The 15,547-nt window shown below is 35.1% G+C and carries 14 protein-coding genes; 7 read left to right on the forward strand and 7 right to left on the reverse strand.

From position 1 onward, the window contains the following. The first annotated feature begins 25 nt into the window (after positions 1-25). The 4 genes from D2K40_RS02190 to D2K40_RS02205 all read left to right on the forward strand — a co-directional run bounded on the left by D2K40_RS02190 (position 26) and on the right by D2K40_RS02205 (position 4,756). Entirely contained in the window at positions 26-1,426 is a 1,401-nt protein-coding gene (locus tag D2K40_RS02190) for a PTS fructose transporter subunit IIC (RefSeq protein WP_117152544.1), read from the forward strand. 69 nt (positions 1,427-1,495) lie between these two features. Continuing rightward, positions 1,496-1,942: a PTS sugar transporter subunit IIA gene (locus D2K40_RS02195; RefSeq protein WP_117152546.1), complete on the forward strand. Its 447-nt coding sequence runs from the start codon at positions 1,496-1,498 to the stop codon at positions 1,940-1,942. A 183-nt stretch (positions 1,943-2,125) separates the two neighbouring features. Further along, on the forward strand, positions 2,126-3,145 hold the full coding sequence (locus D2K40_RS02200; protein ID WP_117152548.1) for a DUF3231 family protein: 1,020 nt from the start codon (positions 2,126-2,128) through the stop codon (positions 3,143-3,145). 144 nt (positions 3,146-3,289) lie between these two features. Next, positions 3,290-4,756, forward strand: a complete 1,467-nt coding sequence (locus D2K40_RS02205) for a protein adenylyltransferase SelO (protein ID WP_117152550.1) — start codon at positions 3,290-3,292, stop codon at positions 4,754-4,756. A gap of 194 nt (positions 4,757-4,950) precedes the next feature. Here D2K40_RS02205 and D2K40_RS02210 read toward each other — a convergent pair whose 3' ends face one another. Beyond that, positions 4,951-5,334 (reverse strand): hypothetical protein, encoded by a 384-nt coding sequence (locus tag D2K40_RS02210; protein WP_117152552.1) that lies wholly within the window; start codon positions 5,332-5,334, stop codon positions 4,951-4,953. A gap of 233 nt (positions 5,335-5,567) precedes the next feature. Between D2K40_RS02210 and D2K40_RS02215 the strand changes: the two genes are divergently transcribed. Beyond that, on the forward strand, positions 5,568-6,461 hold the full coding sequence (locus D2K40_RS02215; RefSeq protein WP_117152554.1) for a hypothetical protein: 894 nt from the start codon (positions 5,568-5,570) through the stop codon (positions 6,459-6,461). 44 nt (positions 6,462-6,505) lie between these two features. Here D2K40_RS02215 and D2K40_RS02220 read toward each other — a convergent pair whose 3' ends face one another. Both D2K40_RS02220 and D2K40_RS02225 read right to left on the reverse strand, forming a co-directional pair. Then, the gene (locus D2K40_RS02220; protein WP_117152556.1) at positions 6,506-6,784 is read right to left on the reverse strand and encodes a DUF1292 domain-containing protein; all 279 of its coding nucleotides are present in this window, start codon (positions 6,782-6,784) and stop codon (positions 6,506-6,508) included. Between the two features lie 328 nt (positions 6,785-7,112). Next, positions 7,113-7,907 (reverse strand): helix-turn-helix domain-containing protein, encoded by a 795-nt coding sequence (locus D2K40_RS02225; RefSeq protein ID WP_117152558.1) that lies wholly within the window; start codon positions 7,905-7,907, stop codon positions 7,113-7,115. A gap of 466 nt (positions 7,908-8,373) precedes the next feature. Here D2K40_RS02225 and sda point away from each other — a divergent pair, with 466 nt between their 5' ends. Next, positions 8,374-8,508: a sporulation histidine kinase inhibitor Sda gene (sda, locus tag D2K40_RS02230; protein ID WP_117152560.1), complete on the forward strand. Its 135-nt coding sequence runs from the start codon at positions 8,374-8,376 to the stop codon at positions 8,506-8,508. A 100-nt stretch (positions 8,509-8,608) separates the two neighbouring features. Here the strand turns inward: sda and D2K40_RS02235 are convergent, their stop codons facing one another. Both D2K40_RS02235 and D2K40_RS02240 read right to left on the reverse strand, forming a co-directional pair. After that, the gene (locus D2K40_RS02235) at positions 8,609-9,739 is read right to left on the reverse strand and encodes a CAP domain-containing protein (RefSeq protein ID WP_117152563.1); all 1,131 of its coding nucleotides are present in this window, start codon (positions 9,737-9,739) and stop codon (positions 8,609-8,611) included. A gap of 125 nt (positions 9,740-9,864) precedes the next feature. Continuing rightward, a complete protein-coding gene (locus D2K40_RS02240) occupies positions 9,865-11,529 on the reverse strand; it encodes a sensor domain-containing diguanylate cyclase (protein WP_117152565.1) in 1,665 nt (554 codons plus the stop codon). A gap of 519 nt (positions 11,530-12,048) precedes the next feature. On the opposite strand from D2K40_RS02240, the gene D2K40_RS02245 reads away from it, so the two are divergent. After that, on the forward strand, positions 12,049-13,311 hold the full coding sequence (locus tag D2K40_RS02245; RefSeq protein ID WP_117152567.1) for an ATP-binding protein: 1,263 nt from the start codon (positions 12,049-12,051) through the stop codon (positions 13,309-13,311). A gap of 34 nt (positions 13,312-13,345) precedes the next feature. On the opposite strand, the gene D2K40_RS02250 is transcribed toward D2K40_RS02245, so the two are convergent. Continuing rightward, a complete protein-coding gene (locus D2K40_RS02250; protein ID WP_162879114.1) occupies positions 13,346-14,185 on the reverse strand; it encodes a YheC/YheD family protein in 840 nt (279 codons plus the stop codon). Between the two features lie 248 nt (positions 14,186-14,433). Further along, the gene (locus D2K40_RS02255; protein WP_162879115.1) at positions 14,434-15,135 is read right to left on the reverse strand and encodes a lysophospholipid acyltransferase family protein; all 702 of its coding nucleotides are present in this window, start codon (positions 15,133-15,135) and stop codon (positions 14,434-14,436) included. Between the last annotated feature and the right edge of the window lie 412 nt (positions 15,136-15,547).

A 15,547-nucleotide genomic window follows, 5' to 3' on the forward strand; every position in this document is an offset into this window, starting at 1 on the left:
TATCTTAGTAAGGGAGGAATTATTAATGGCTAAAAAGATTTTGGCAGTAACGGCATGTCCAACAGGAATTGCTCATACGTATATGGCGGCTGAAGCAATTGAAAAGGCTGGTAAGGAAAAAGGGATAGAAGTTAAGGTTGAAACAAGAGGTAGTGTAGGTGTTGAAAACGGGTTAACAGAAGAGGAGATCCGAGATGCACATGCGATTATCTTAGCAGTTGATACGGATGCTGATGAGAGTCGTTTTGAAGGAAAACCAGTTGTTTATTCTACTGTAGCAAAAGCAATTAAAAGTGCTCCAGAGTTAATTGATGAGGCATTAGCGAAAAAAGCTTCCTCAGCAGATTATGTTGATCAAGTTCAAGGTTTGAAACAAGAAAGAAGTAGCCAACGAAAAGGACCATATAAGCACTTAATGAATGGTGTATCAGCTATGATTCCACTTGTTGTAGCTGGTGGTATTTTGATCGCGCTTTCCTTCTTGTTTGGTGGGATTGACGTAGAAGGGTCTTTAGCGAGCGCACTGATGGAAATTGGAGGAGCATCAGCATTTGCGCTAATGGTTCCGATATTAGCTGGTTTTATCGCGTACTCTATTGCTGATAAGCCTGGTCTTGCTCCTGGTTTAGTTGGTGGTATGTTGGCTTCAAGTGGAGGATCTGGATTCTTAGGTGGTATTGTTGCTGGTTTCCTAGCAGGTTACCTTGCGAAATTCTTTAAAGATTACATCAAACTACCAAAAAACTTAGAAGGACTAAAACCAATTTTAATTATTCCTGTACTTGCTACACTTACTACAGGGTTACTAATGATTTATGTGTTAGGAAAACCAATGGGCTCCATTATGACTGGTTTAGAAAATTGGTTAACTGGTTTAAATTCAGGGAATGCTGTATTCTTAGGGTTAATTCTTGGTGCTATGATGGCATTTGATATGGGTGGACCAGTAAACAAAGCAGCATATGCATTTGCAACAGGACTACTGGCAAGTAATCTATATGAACCAATGGCAGCTGTTATGGCAGCGGGTATGACACCGCCACTTGGTCTTTGGTTAGCTACTTTAATTCGCAAAAATAAATTTACAAAAGAAGAAAGAGATGCTGGTAAAGCAGCTGGTGTTCTAGGTATTTCGTTTATTACAGAAGGCGCGATTCCATTTGCCGCAGCTGATCCATTTAGAGTAATCCCGTCATTGATGGTTGGTTCGGCTGTAACAGGTGCACTTTCAATGGTAGTGGGAGCAGAATTACGTGCACCACATGGTGGTATTTTCGTTCTAGCAATTCCAAACGCAGTTAGTTCCTTGCTACTTTACTTTATCGCAATTGTAATTGGTACCGTTATAACAGCTGTTATGGTGTCCTTATTAAAGAAGGATGTTGGAACAGCAACACTAGAGAATACAGCCAAAAAAGCTAGCTAGAAAAATTTAAATAAAAGATGTTACTCGAGGGTAGCATCTTTTATTTGAAAAGCAGAGGAGATAATAAATATGGCACTAGCAGAATTATTAACAAAAGAACAAGTTTTATTAGACATTGAAGCAAATTCAAAAGAAGATTGTATTAATCAGTTGATAGATGTGTTTGTGAAGCAAGGGGTTGTGCATGATGCAAATGCTTATAAAGCAGCTGTAATAGCACGAGAAGAAGAAGGCACTACTGGTATTGGATTCAGTGTAGCAATTCCCCATGGTAAATCAGATGGGGTGTCAAAACCAGGACTTGCTTTTGCTCGTGTCACGAAAGGTCTTGACTGGGAATCGCTTGATGGTTCACCGGTTCATCTTGTTTTTTTAATTGCAGTTCCAGAAACGCATGCTGGTGATGAACATTTGCGTATTCTTTCGCAGTTATCTAGAAAACTGATGCATGACGATTTTAGAGAAAAACTGATGACTACAAACTCCACTGATGAATTAATTCAATCATTGGAATAAATTATCTGTCAAAGCCACAATAAAATATGTATTTTTATAAAGAGCCTGGTTCAATTTTGAACTAGGCTCTTTATTATTTTGGACAACGTGATCCACACATCAAAAGATAAATTTTATATGGAATATTACTAGGAAAAAAGGAGAAAGTATAAAAAAGAAGTAATTTTAGGAGTGTACCTATCGATGGAAAAAGGGAAAAACATCCAATTAACAGCGCCGGAAATTGGTAGTATGTGGGCTGTATATCTTAGTGATACTGCCTCTATTTGTATCTCTAAACACTTTAAAGAAACTGTGGAAGATTTAGAGACAAAAACGATCATAGAACGAGCGCTAACACTATCGGAAAAACATGTAGAAAAAATAGCTCATATTTTTAGACAAGAACAATATCCAGTTCCTATGGGTTTTACAGATGCTGACTATAATGTAGGGACGCCAAGACTATATTCTGATGAGTTCTATCTAATATATACTTATGCTATGTCAAGAATTGGACTGCACAATTACTCTTTAATGCTTTCTAATGTCATTCGAGAAGATATTAGAAACTTTTTTAGTGAGTGTGTTAAGGAAACTGTAACCCTTTACAATGAAAGTTCTGAGGTCTTATTATCTAAGGGGTTAGCAAGGAGAGCACCACATATACCTACACCTCAAGGTATTGATTTTGTAGAAAAACAAAACTTTTTAACAGGGTGGATCGGTGAAAAAAGACCAATAAATGCAATAGAAATCACAGAATTCTTTTTTAATGTTCATCGAAATGATTTAGGAATGTATCTTTTAACGGGATTTGCCCAAGTAGCCCAATCAAAAGAATTAGTAAGCTTTTTTATGAGAGGAAAAGAAATATCAAAAAAGCATGTAGAAATTTTTGAGTCAATTTTGAAAGATAACGATGTATCTGGTTCACTAACGTGGAATATTAATATTTCAAACTCTACTCTTCCACCATTTTCTGATAAACTAATGTTGTTCCTTGTGAATGCATTAAATGGCGTTGGTATAGGTTATTATGGATTAGGAATGGGAGTCAGCATGAGACGTGATTTTCCAGTAGACTTTAGCCGGTTAATTGCTGAAGTAGGACTTTTTGCTGAAGATGGAATGAATATAATGATTAAAAATAAATGGTTAGAACAACCACCACAAGCTACAGACCGTGAAAAGTTAGCAAAAAATAAGTCTAATTTGACTTGACGTATTGCTCTTGGTTAAGTGGAAAGTTTGATTCGATCAAAACATTCTATTATTCAATCAAAAATCGGAGTTATTCGATCAATATTTCCGTTTATTCGATCAAAAAATTGATTTATTCGATCAAAACAAGAAAAGGGGGATAGGATGACACAACAAAAAGATGCAGGTTGGAATTTAGACAACAGTTATGCTCGTTTGCCGGAGGTGTTTTTTACAAAAACAAACCCAACCCCTGTACCAGCGCCAGAATTAGTTATTTTTAATGACACATTGGCATCATCTCTTGGGCTTAATGCGGATGCACTAAAAACAGATGATGGTGTATCTGTAATGGCTGGTAACAAAATCCCTGAAGAAGCTTCACCAATTGCTCAGGCATATGCAGGGCATCAGTTCGGAAATTTAACAATGTTAGGTGACGGGCGAGCGGTCCTTATTAGTGAGCAGATCACGCCCTCTGGTGAACGGTTCGATATCCAGTTGAAAGGATCAGGTCGAACGCCATACTCGCGCGGTGGTGATGGACGTGCAACACTAGGACCGATGTTACGTGAATACATCATCAGTGAGGCGATGTATGCGCTTGGTATCCCAACTACTCGTGGTTTAGCGGTGGTAACTACTGGTGAAGATGTTATCCGCGAAACAAATCTTCCGGGTGCAATATTAACACGTATAGCTACAAGTCATATACGTGTTGGGACGTTTCAATATGCTGCAGGAAGTGACAATCCTGATGAGGTGAAAGAATTAGCTGATTATACGATCAAGCGACATTTTCCTGAAGTGGAAGGGGAGGATGCGCAATATCTTTTGCTACTCAAAAAAGTGGTTGAGCGCCAAGCAAGGTTAGTTGCCAATTGGCAGTTAGTAGGTTTTATCCACGGAGTGATGAATACAGATAATATGGCTATTAGTGGCGAAACAATTGACTATGGACCCTGTGCATTCATGGATAACTACGATCCGGTAACGGTTTTTAGTTCTATTGATCGACAAGGCCGCTATGCTTTTAGGAATCAACCTCCTATTGCAGGTTGGAATCTGGCAAGGTTTGCGGAAACTTTATTGCCCTTGCTGCATGAAAATCAGGATGAGGCTGTTAAACTAGCCCAGGATGCTATTTCAGAATTCACTGTGTTGCATCAAGCTAATTGGCTTTCAGGTATGCGTAAAAAATTAGGACTTTTCAATGAAGAAGAAGAAGATCAATCCCTTATTCAAAACCTCCTCAATATGATGGAAAAACATAGGGCTGATTACACCAATACTTTTCGAGGATTAACTTTTGAAAAGTATGATGAAGTGGATCTGTTTAATTCAGAGGCATTTAAAAACTGGCAGGCATCATGGCAAGAAAGATTAGCTAGACAGCAGGAATCAAAGACAGATTCACGTGAATTAATGAAAAATAATAATCCTGCGGTGATCCCTCGAAACCATCGGGTGGAAGAGGCTTTAGAGGCCGCGGTAGAAAAAGCAGATTATAGTGTGTTGGAAAGACTTCTAAAGGTACTTTCAAACCCATATGGGCATACACCGGAACAAACTGAATACTGCAAACCAGCTCCACCATCAAGCAATCCATATCAGACATACTGTGGGACTTGATTCCGATAAACATGAAAAAGGTCAGCACCGGTATGAATATACTGGTCTGACCTTATTTTACACTGATAGGAAAGTATAAAATTTTAGCATGGGTGAATAGTCAACGTAGTAAAAATTTTTAGGAAATCAGTATAAGTGCAACTGGGCAATCACCGGCGCCGGAAGGCTTGGTGCTAGCCAAGTTTTCTTTAAAATTATGTTTTTGGAATGTTTTTAATGCCATTGTAGGCTTTTGTGCTATTTCTTTTAATAAATTGCAAGATTGTTCTTGTGCCAGTAATTACTTCTTCTTTTCTGTACTTGTAGATCATAGTAGTTAGTAGTGCGATTTCACTGACAACAAATAACCAAAAAGCAAGCTCTAGTCCAGATGAAAATTGAACCTCATTTAGTTGCAGCGCTTGTAGAAACCAGACAAAGATTGCGAATGAATAGATTGCCACATGCATCATGCTAGCAACAAATAGGTTTGTGATCAGACTAATGTTCGTTGTTTTCATTGAATAAGTTACATATATATAGCTAACAAAAAAAGCAGCTCCTAAACTCACAAAATATAATATATATGCTAATGTCATAGAATATATTCCTCCTCACCACTCTAATGCTAGTATGATACTTATATAGTTTATCTATACCCGTTATCAGTAATTTTAAAAACTTCTAATACATTGTATGTATGTTACGCGGAATTTACCCATATACTTCAAAAAAACATTTTTTTTCCTTTGAATAGTGTTGTTAGTATGTAAAAAAAGAGATACTATTATAGTAGTTTTATAATTTGAATTTTAGGGAGTGAGACTAACGTTTGAATAAGAATATAAATTTTTTCAAAATCATTGTAATTATTGTTTTAGTTATTAGTTTAGCAATAAATTTCACCCTTATGTCTAAAATAAATGGATTAGAAAATCAAGTGAATTATTTAGCTGACAGTCAATATCAAATTACGGATAACATTAGCAATCAAACAAACAATATCAACCATATACTAAATGATTTTAAAGAGGAACAAAGTTGGATTAGCGCAATAACAATGGACATCAATACAGATGAATTAAAAGATGAAAAAACGAAGGCAAGCTTTCAATGGCAAGTGAAGGAACTTCATGAAGATGCAGAAGTTATCTTCCATTATGCGTTTGGGAATACAGAAACATATGAAGATATTCCAGCAGAGCAGGCGGAAACGGGGATTTTTAATGTGCAAGTACCTTTTGATTTGGACTTAGAGCCTCAATGGGAAATTATGTCATATGGAGAAGAGCAAGAATGGATCATAGAAGAAAAAAAAATCGCAGAATCTCGCGCTGTTGAACTGAAGTATTATGTATCGGTTTCTAGTAATGATATTGTCAAAAGTAGTGCGTTACACAGAGAAAATTTAGGATATGTTGGAACAGGTCAATATGGAATTATCCATGTAGATATGGATAATAGGAAGCATGATGAAACTCTGTCTGTTTCCGTAACGAATCATCGGACGAATCCTGTTATTCGTGTAGAAGAAGCTTACCTTCTGGTGTATCAAAATGAAGCACAGGTAAGTGAAGAAAAGTTAGAGTCAGAGCCAGAGGAAGAGGAGCACCCCAATAGACCACGCCATTTTCATTTAACTGAAGTAGAACAGTATGAAGATATGCGTGTAGTCTTGAAAGTGGTTTACAACAATGGCGATACGTTTGAAAGGGAAATATACTAGTGGAGAATAAGAAAGAGACAAGAGGGGAATCTTGTCTCTTTCTTTTATTCTTGTTCTTCGTCTTCTTGTAAAATAGCATCAAATGCTTCTGAAACTTTATCGAATTCTTCGTCTGTTTCAATAGCAGCTAGGTCACCTTCACTGTCAGTTTTTACGAAGAAGACATCGATATCGCCTTCTTGTCCTTCTTTTAAATCGTCTAAAAAGCTTACAGCTAGATAGTCTGTTCCTTCTATTGTGAGGTTTGCTAATACTTCAACCTCTTGTTCCACATCAGTTTCATCACTAATAGTGAAAATATCGCCTACTTGGATTTTATCCATTTAAAATTCCTCCTCTTTCTATAGATAAATGCATACTGCTATAGTTTTCCTTAAAGTGTGAGAATAATACATTTCAAGTATTGATTCATATATATAGAATCACACCTAAAATATAGATTCCCTCTTTTAACAAATTAATGCAAGTTATGTTAAAAAAATTTAAAAAAAGATCACGTTTATCCCAATTTGTTATCAGGAGTATTATAAAAAGAAGAGCGGACAAATTCTTTATCTGTCATCAGATACTCGTGTTTTTTATCAAGTTATTCTTAAAAGATGCATTAACATTTTAAATAGTAGTTTTATTGAAGTGTTAACGTTTTCTTAGCTACATATCTTCTTGAATGAAAAATGAAGGAAATACAAACGATTTATTACTAGGATAGTAAAATGGTGAATGTACTATTTCAAAATCGGTCATAAGATATGGATAACATCGCATCATTTTAATATAAGATCCTGCTGGTATTGTCGAAGCATTGTAGGATCGAACAAATAAAATATTGCTAAAAGTAAATTTGTTATCGCGCGTATCTAAATAATGATTTAAACGATCTATCCAATCATTATTACAGTTTGGTTTTTCAGTCAACCAAATACGCACATTTCCATTACAAAAATAGTATTTTAGATTACGATACTTTTCAATGATCGTTTTCGTATTGGATTTTTCAATGTCCTCTTTACTTATTAAAAGAACTTTTTTCATTAAAGCCCTATCATTCAATATCGTATCCATACGTTTTTGTAAGAGGTCGATTGTTTCATTATCAGTAATAACTATACAGTAACTTCCTTGCTCGACACCTTTCAAGAGAAAAATCACAAGATTTTCAAGGAAAATTTCTAGACCATCGTATAGATATAATATCTCTCCTTTATCTAAATGCTTGAAACTTTGGGAAATGTCTTCGTATGAATTGTGATTTTGATAATCCTGAAAAAATAGCAATTGATCAAAATGTAATACATTAGCTATATTTATGGCAACATTAAGACCAGGATTGCGTTTCCCATTCTCAATTTGAGAATAATATCCTCGGTCAATAAATGCCGCAGATGCCACTTGTTCCTGAGTCATTTGTTTCGATTTGCGAAATTGTATTAACCACTCTCTCTTCATGAATTTCCTCCCAACCACAAGTGCGATTTTTTATATCATATATCTGTAAGCGTTTGATAAACAAGCAACATTAGGTATATATAAAAGTAAATCATAGTTTAATCAAAATGTATGCATAATTAAATAATGGAATATATTACGTTATATTAATGTAACTTCAACGAAACTTTTTCATGCTCCCTTAAGACTTTATCAAATATAGTCTGGTTTAAGTGTGGCAACTTGCCACACTTGTTACTTTAAATTAAAAAAATCAACTCAAATGTGGCAATATGACACATAGAAGGGGTTTCGCTTGATTTACATAAGTTAGTTTACGTATTATGAAGTATGTTAATTATACATAACACATTCAACGCTATTCAACATAGCTATGATTAATAACAATATAATCTTCGTTATATACTTCGGGGACTATCAAATAATAATAGATTTGTGTTGGAGATTGATTGGGAGAGTATTTTATATGAAGCATTTGAGTGATGCTAAATTAATTCAAGCTTATAAAGAAGCAATTGAATTAAATTTAGATAAAAAATTTATTGAATTATTAAAGCAAGAATTGATTAGAAGAAATATTTCACCTAACAAAGACCTTTAAAAGTGACGTAAGAGTTATTTTTGTGGAATGAAAAAACGAACTATAGGAATAATATAGTTCGTTTTTGTCGTGGTATAGCAATTATAAAATGGAATGACTGTTATTTAGCTAAAAAATTCTCGGTATAAAATGGTTTTGACTCTGCATCAAAAGCCACCCCCACAGCGAGTGATTCAAATCCTGGTTGAAGTATACTTTCTCTGTGACCAATCGAGTTCATTAAACCTTCATGAGCGAAAATACTACTTGATAAACCTGCAGCTAGATTTTCCCCGGCCATTCGATAGCTAATATTATCTTCAGTCATACGGTCAAATGGGGATTGACCTTCTAGGTTTGTGTGACTAAAGTAGTTATTTATCGCCATATCTTTACTATGGTCACGAGCAGTCATTCTTACTGACTCATCCCAACTTAATACAGGTAGATCATGGTTCACTCTTGCTGCATTGGTAAGGTCGAACAATTGATATTCAAAACCTTCTTTAAGTGCGGTGTTTGGTTCTGCATAATAGCCGTCTTTTTGGTTTTCAAGCTCTTCACTAATGATTTGAACTGCTGTGACTGTGCTATTTTCATGTTTATCATAAAAGATCGTTACATAATAATCGTGAATCAGAAACATATCAAGTACTTGGTCATTCGCAATTTGATAGTTCACAAACCCTTTTCTAATCGCTTTTAGCGGCTCTCCTAATTTGGAAAGAACCGATTCTCTTGTACTATCAAAGTTGATCCCTTCTAAAGAGGTTACTAAAGCCTGATTCGTGTAAAGTCCAACCACTTCGTCATCTGTATTATATGCCACCATAAAAAAGTTATGGTAGTTTTCATGATACGCGTACCAGTTAGTCCCATATTCATTCATTGTTGAACGCTTCGGGAGACCTACTTGCTCTTCAACATCAGATCTCATGTCACCTAGTTCAATATTATGAATAGAAAATAGTTGTTCAGAAGGATGCTCTAATTCTGGTTTTTCTGGACCAGACTGATTGGTTTGTTCTTGATCTTCTATATTTTCTGTTAAAGTATCAAATAAAAGGTCGAGCTCTGTGGTGATAGAATCAACTGCACGAGCAATTTTGGGGTTTTCTTTTATACCATTAAGGTCGGAACTTACCTCATCAAAAACGCCTAGTACACCAGCGCGGTCAAATGTATCTCCGTAAAAATGCCAAAACACCGCTCCAACAATTATCAAAAGGATCATATTCCGTATTTTTGACAAAAGCGACACTCCTGTCTGCTTCTTTAATATAGTGACTAATTGTAGCAAGTTTTAATACTGAAAGCAAAAAGACGGCTAGGTGTATGTCTTTAGTGATGAGAGATGCCATCTAACAAAACTACAGTTTAGGTCAATTCGCGAATTTTATACGTATTTCTTCCATCATTTTTTGCTTCATACAGCGCTATATCTGCATTTTTTAATATAGAAAATGATGTCGTCCCTTGTTTACTGGCCATTACGACCCCCATGCTAGTTGTAACTTCTAATTTGTGTTCATGAATGTCCCAAGAGTGTTGCAATGATTTTTGAATTTTCTCTACGATAGAAACAACATTTTCCTTTGAATGGATATGCGGTAAAAGAACAACAAATTCATCTCCACCTAGCCGGGCAACCGTATCAGTTTCACGAATAGACTGACTAATACGTGCACCGAAATCTTCAATCACACTATCACCAATGTCATGCCCTAATGTATCATTTATCTTCTTGAAATGATCTATATCCATCATAATTAGCGCTATCCCATCTTTGTTGTCCTGTTTTACATCATCAAGGGCGTCACATAAACGACTTTTAAATAAGCGGCGGTTGGGCAAGTTTGTTAATGGATCGTGATTTGCAAAGTGTTTGAGTTTGGATTCGTATTCTTTTTGCAAGCTGATATCTCTTGTAATAATTACCAAATGTTTGAAATTGTTCTGGTCATCAAAAACTGGTGCACCATGTGATTGGGACCAAATATACGTGTTATTGTAAGTGAATTGCTTGAATTGAACAATGAAAGGATGTCTATCTTCTATTGATAGATTCACTTTCTCCCTGACGAGATCTATATCATCTGGATGTATATTATATAAAAAGGAATTTCCCTCATATTCTTTATTATCAAACCCTAAAATCTTTTTATAAGAGGGTGATGCGTATATGATATCCCCTTCATCGTTAATTAGTGATATTAGATCATGGGCATATTCTGCAATGATGCGAAATCGTTCTTCACTTTCTTCTAGTCTTTTTTGTGAAGTTACGAAATTGGAAACGTCTCGTATAATGGCATAGATCCCAATAACTTGACCATCTATGACTAGGGGCGTAACTTTTAATAAAATGTTAATCTTCTTTCCTGTTTTATGCAGGAAGATTAATTGTGAATCTTCTGTATTTCCAACTAAAGCATTCATGAAAAGTGTTTCTATTTTGTCTAAATCTTTTGTGGGGACGAATTGATTTAGAGTTAAACCGTTCAGTTCTTTCGGTGCATATCCAGTCACCGTTTCTACGGCAATGTTTCCATTGGTGATATGACCATTTATATCTAACGAAATGATGGCATCAGAATTATAATGAAAAAGTGATTTGTATTTTTTTCTACTTGCATTAAGTTTGTTCCATGCCTGATTTTTTTCAAATTCAGCTTGTTTTTCTTTTGTTATATTTTTGGTAAGTGACACGATTTGTTCACAATTTTCGCAAGCGTCAAACAAAGGTGTTAATGTACTTTCAGTGTACTGCTTTTCACCAGTAGAAGTAACAAAATAGTCTTCAAACGTGACAGTCTTCCTGGTTGTGATTACTTGATAATAATTTTGATACAACAAGTTCGCATGAGCAGGTGGACGAACTTCATGAATGGTTTTTCCTAAATCGTCCTGTGTCATTCCGGTACTATCCATTGCGACACGATTAACAAAATCATAAACAAATTCCGTATCATTTTTTACGCGCATTACAAATACCATGTCGCTTATTCCGTCCATTAAAATTCTATCAAATGAAACTTCCACTTTATCCTCACTATTCCTTTCATCTATCTCTACAGGAGAGCTTACTTTCCTAGTTTATCCTAGATTCATGGGTAGTAAAACTCTCGTAGTATAAATTTTCTTATATGATAATTCACTTGATTCAAGTGTTGAAAATACTTTATTAGCTTTAGATTTTACCTATTAGAATAAAAGTCAATCGAAATTGACAGTTTCTATCATTAATAAAACTTATTTTAACAGAAAGCAACACTTTATACATACCGGCAAACGATTAGTATAGAGAGGATATATTAAAGAGGTAGAAATATGGAATGTCAGATTATTATAGTAAAAGAACTGGCGCACAGTACCTTGTAGTGCACACGGATACTGTCTATGATATGGCTAGTCATCATGAAATTCCACATTCTAAAGGTTGCTAAAAGAGATTGTAATATTTGTAAATACAGGTAATTATTGTGTCAAAAGTTAAATTAATATAGTTATTGAATAAAAATCTAATTTATGGGAGAATGGAACTTATGGGGGTATACCTAAATGATACAAAATTATGAGGAATTACTATTAAATTTTCTATTTATCTTTATTCCATTCTTGTTATTCCAAACATTTTGGCTTGATAAGGGTCGGGTACATCATACGTATAGCAAAGTTATTATGACTATTTTAGGTGTTGTGTCTATTATACTTTGTATGACTCATCCGATCACCTTTTCAGAAGGTATTATTTTTGATTTAAGACAGATTCCATTTATCTTAGGTTTTCTTTATTATGGTTGGCGAGTAGGAACAGTGCTTTACCTCGCAATAATAGTAACCCGTTTTCTGATAGGTGGCGATGGTATATACATAAGTTTTGCTGCTACGACATTACTGTTCCTTGTTTTGCCACTACTAAAAAAAGACTATCACAAATTTTCCTTGAGAGGAAAGATGATATCGATTACATTGATTTCGGCTATAATCGCACTGCTTGTTATAGCATTATCTTATATGGCCAGTGACGGCCTCGCCTATCATCAGTATTCTACCTCAATAAATTTTGTCATTATACAGGGATTAGGAGCATTAAGTGCAGCTTTTATAGTTGAGTCCACAATAAAAAATTTAAGAATGCGAGAAGATTTATTTAAAACAGAGAAGTTAAAAGTAATCAGTGAACTTGCTGCTAGTGTCTCGCATGAAGTTCGTAATCCAATCACTGTATCAAAAGGTTTTTTACAATTATTAATGTCACCTGAAGTTAGTTATGAAAATAGAAAGAGTTATGCTGACTTATCTTTAAAAGAATTAGAGCGAGCGGAAGTAATAATAAATGACTATTTATCTATTACAAAAACAAAACCTGAAAAGAACATAGTAGCTACGATGGAAGATGATGTTTATTATATTGCTAATGTGTTAAAACCATATGCTCTTATACATAATGTTAAAATTACTACAGATATACATAATGATTTGTTAGTGAAATATAATCAACATCAATTACAACAAAGTTTAATTAATTTTGCTAAGAATAGTATTGAAGCAATGCCGGATGGTGGTTTACTGTCTGTTGAGTTACGTTCTAGTAATAGTAAAGTTATCATTTCTATTAAAGATACTGGTGTTGGAATGACAAAAGAGCAGATAAGTCAATTAGGCGAGGCTTATTATACAACAAAAGAAACAGGTACAGGCTTAGGCATGATGGTTAGTTATAGTGCTATTTATGCAATGAATGGGAAAATTAAGGTGGAGAGCGAAGTAGGAAAGGGAACAGAATTTCAGATTATCTTAGAAGAATATCAAGATAGGTAATAAAGTGACAGAGAAAAAAATCTCTGTCACTTTATTATCTAAAAAACATTCCTTTCATCTTCCAAATTCTGTGCCGGCGTTTATCAATTGCTTTCATTTTTTTATAAATACTTTTATCAGTTAATTTTTTAAACATATCATAAGATGGGCGCCCGTTTCGATCATTTGTATTCACTTCTATTAACCACAAGTCACCGTTACGATCAACACCAAAATCTCCACCAATATCAGTAAAAGGAAATCGAGTATCGAGAAGTTTTGCTATTTCAAAAGCAGATTCTGCTAGATTTTCTTGTATCATTACCACTTTATAATGCGGGTATAAGTTTTCTAAGATGGATGATGTTTCAACAACTCCTCCGGCATTTGTAAACAAATTCGAAACAATCGTATTGTACCCACCAATTCGGATTAAATCACCAGCATATGACCAATTGCCTTCCTCATTCCGTTGTAAGTGGACTCGTATATCAAAAGCTCTTGAGTCATAAGAGGCGAGGGGAGCTTGCATCTGAATAATCGTTTGGGAAAGGTTATATTTATGAGCTAGGTTTTGCCACAACGCTTCTATAGTAGGGAAGGTATGACCAGAACCATTTGGTTGTTTAACGAGAAATCCATTATAAACACGAGAAACAAGTGAAATTTTCTTGCCAGCCCACGTGTTAACAGGCTTTACAAAAAAGGGTGTTCCCATATAGGTGAACTGCTCTAATGATTGGCGCGTTAAATCGCTAGTATAAGGCAATTTAAAAGGGAAATCATACGGGGCTAATAATTTATACATTTCCCATTTATTAAAATACTGACGAGCTTGATCAAAGTGAGCTTCTGGAATGCTTGCACCAGCTCTCTTGAAAGTATGATAGTACATAATAATGCCCCTTCCAATAAATAATGGTCGTATATACATAGGGTATGGTTTTATTAGGTAATTGGTTACTTTAGTGAGTATGATTGAGGTGTGGTGAGTTGTTAAGGTTGCTGATTCGATCAAAAAATTGCGTTATTCGATCAAAAATTTTAGTGATTCGATTAAAAAAATCAATAATTCGATCAAAAATTCCATTTATTCAATCAAAGCAAAAAACAAGAGGTAAATTCACCTCTTGTCCTACTCAATTATAAGTGTTGCTTTATATGTTTTAACACTTCTGCTGCTAGTTCGTTTGTGTCTTTAAAGTTAGTTGGATCAATTGGGTCAGAATAATGCATCGAAACTTTTGCGGGAATGTTTTTCCCTTTTTTACCGATTAATTTATAAGAATCTTTAATCGAAACAGGAATAACTTTAACACCTGATTTGATCGCAATGCGTAGACTTCCAGATTTGAAGTCTCCCATTTGACAGCTTTTACTTCTAGTTCCCTCTGGAAAAATAGCAATTGGATGGCCATCTTTTAAACTAGCAATCGCTTGGTTTATCCCTTTTAAGGAGCTACGCGGGTTCTCTCGATCGATAAACACACAGCCTCGTTCTTTCATCCAATACCCCAATAACGGAATTTTCTCCATCTCTTTTTTAGCAACAAATGCCATTGTTTGTGGTGCTGTTGCATATAGAAGTGGGATGTCCATGTTTCCTTGATGATTAGAAACATATAATACTGGTTCATCTACTGGTACATTCTCAGTTCCTGTTACCGTGAGGTCTGCACCTGAAATTTTAACTAATTTCCTTGTACATTTTAAAATGAATTTATCCATTAATTCTAATTTTTCCTTGTTCTTACCTGCTTTGCTCAATTTATTGATGGTAAATGTTTTGTTTGATTTGCTTAAAATATATCCCCACATATATCCTTGAAATAGTAGTGTGCGCATTGTTGTACCTCTTTTCATGTTGTGTTTGTATTAGGCTCTTTTCGTATATTGTTTCTTTTAAAAATTCGGACTTGATATAAAATTCCCATTACAGTAACGTGAGTTACTATTACTTACCCGCTACTCAAATGAAATTGGCTCCCTTTCCGCAGGCACGGCCTCAGCTAACTCGGAGGCAAAAAGCGCCTCCGAGTGGATCTTCAGCTCTTGGGATTGCGATTACTCGCCCCATCGGAAACATTCGCTGTTCCTGCAGGACAAGGAATGCTTCAATGAAAATACATCGCACAAAGAAAATTGAATTTTATTTTCGTGGAGTCTCGCCAATTTCATTTGATACGCTAGATAGTGTTAAGGATAAGCCTTTGTGAATGCGATTGCTCGCACACCAATACCACTGCTTCCGTAGCTC

The sequence above is a fragment of the Paraliobacillus quinghaiensis genome, from assembly GCF_003426025.1.
GTDB classification, from domain to species: Bacteria; Bacillota; Bacilli; order Bacillales; family Amphibacillaceae; genus Paraliobacillus_A; species Paraliobacillus_A quinghaiensis.

Bases quoted from the DNA above. Each gene is read 5' to 3' on its own strand.
- D2K40_RS02205 (WP_117152550.1), top strand. From the start codon at position 3,290: ATGACACAACAAAAAGATGCAGGTTGGAATTTAGACAACAGTTATGCT.
- D2K40_RS02200 (WP_117152548.1), top strand. From the start codon at position 2,126: ATGGAAAAAGGGAAAAACATCCAATTAACAGCGCCGGAAATTGGTAGT.
- D2K40_RS02220 (WP_117152556.1), bottom strand. From the start codon at position 6,784: ATGGATAAAATCCAAGTAGGCGATATTTTCACTATTAGTGATGAAACT.
- sda (WP_117152560.1), top strand. From the start codon at position 8,374: ATGAAGCATTTGAGTGATGCTAAATTAATTCAAGCTTATAAAGAAGCA.
- D2K40_RS02210 (WP_117152552.1), bottom strand. From the start codon at position 5,334: ATGACATTAGCATATATATTATATTTTGTGAGTTTAGGAGCTGCTTTT.
- D2K40_RS02250 (WP_162879114.1), bottom strand. From the start codon at position 14,185: ATGTACTATCATACTTTCAAGAGAGCTGGTGCAAGCATTCCAGAAGCT.
- D2K40_RS02195 (WP_117152546.1), top strand. From the start codon at position 1,496: ATGGCACTAGCAGAATTATTAACAAAAGAACAAGTTTTATTAGACATT.
- D2K40_RS02255 (WP_162879115.1), bottom strand. From the start codon at position 15,135: ATGCGCACACTACTATTTCAAGGATATATGTGGGGATATATTTTAAGC.
- D2K40_RS02190 (WP_117152544.1), top strand. From the start codon at position 26: ATGGCTAAAAAGATTTTGGCAGTAACGGCATGTCCAACAGGAATTGCT.
- D2K40_RS02225 (WP_117152558.1), bottom strand. From the start codon at position 7,907: ATGAAGAGAGAGTGGTTAATACAATTTCGCAAATCGAAACAAATGACT.
- D2K40_RS02245 (WP_117152567.1), top strand. From the start codon at position 12,049: ATGATACAAAATTATGAGGAATTACTATTAAATTTTCTATTTATCTTT.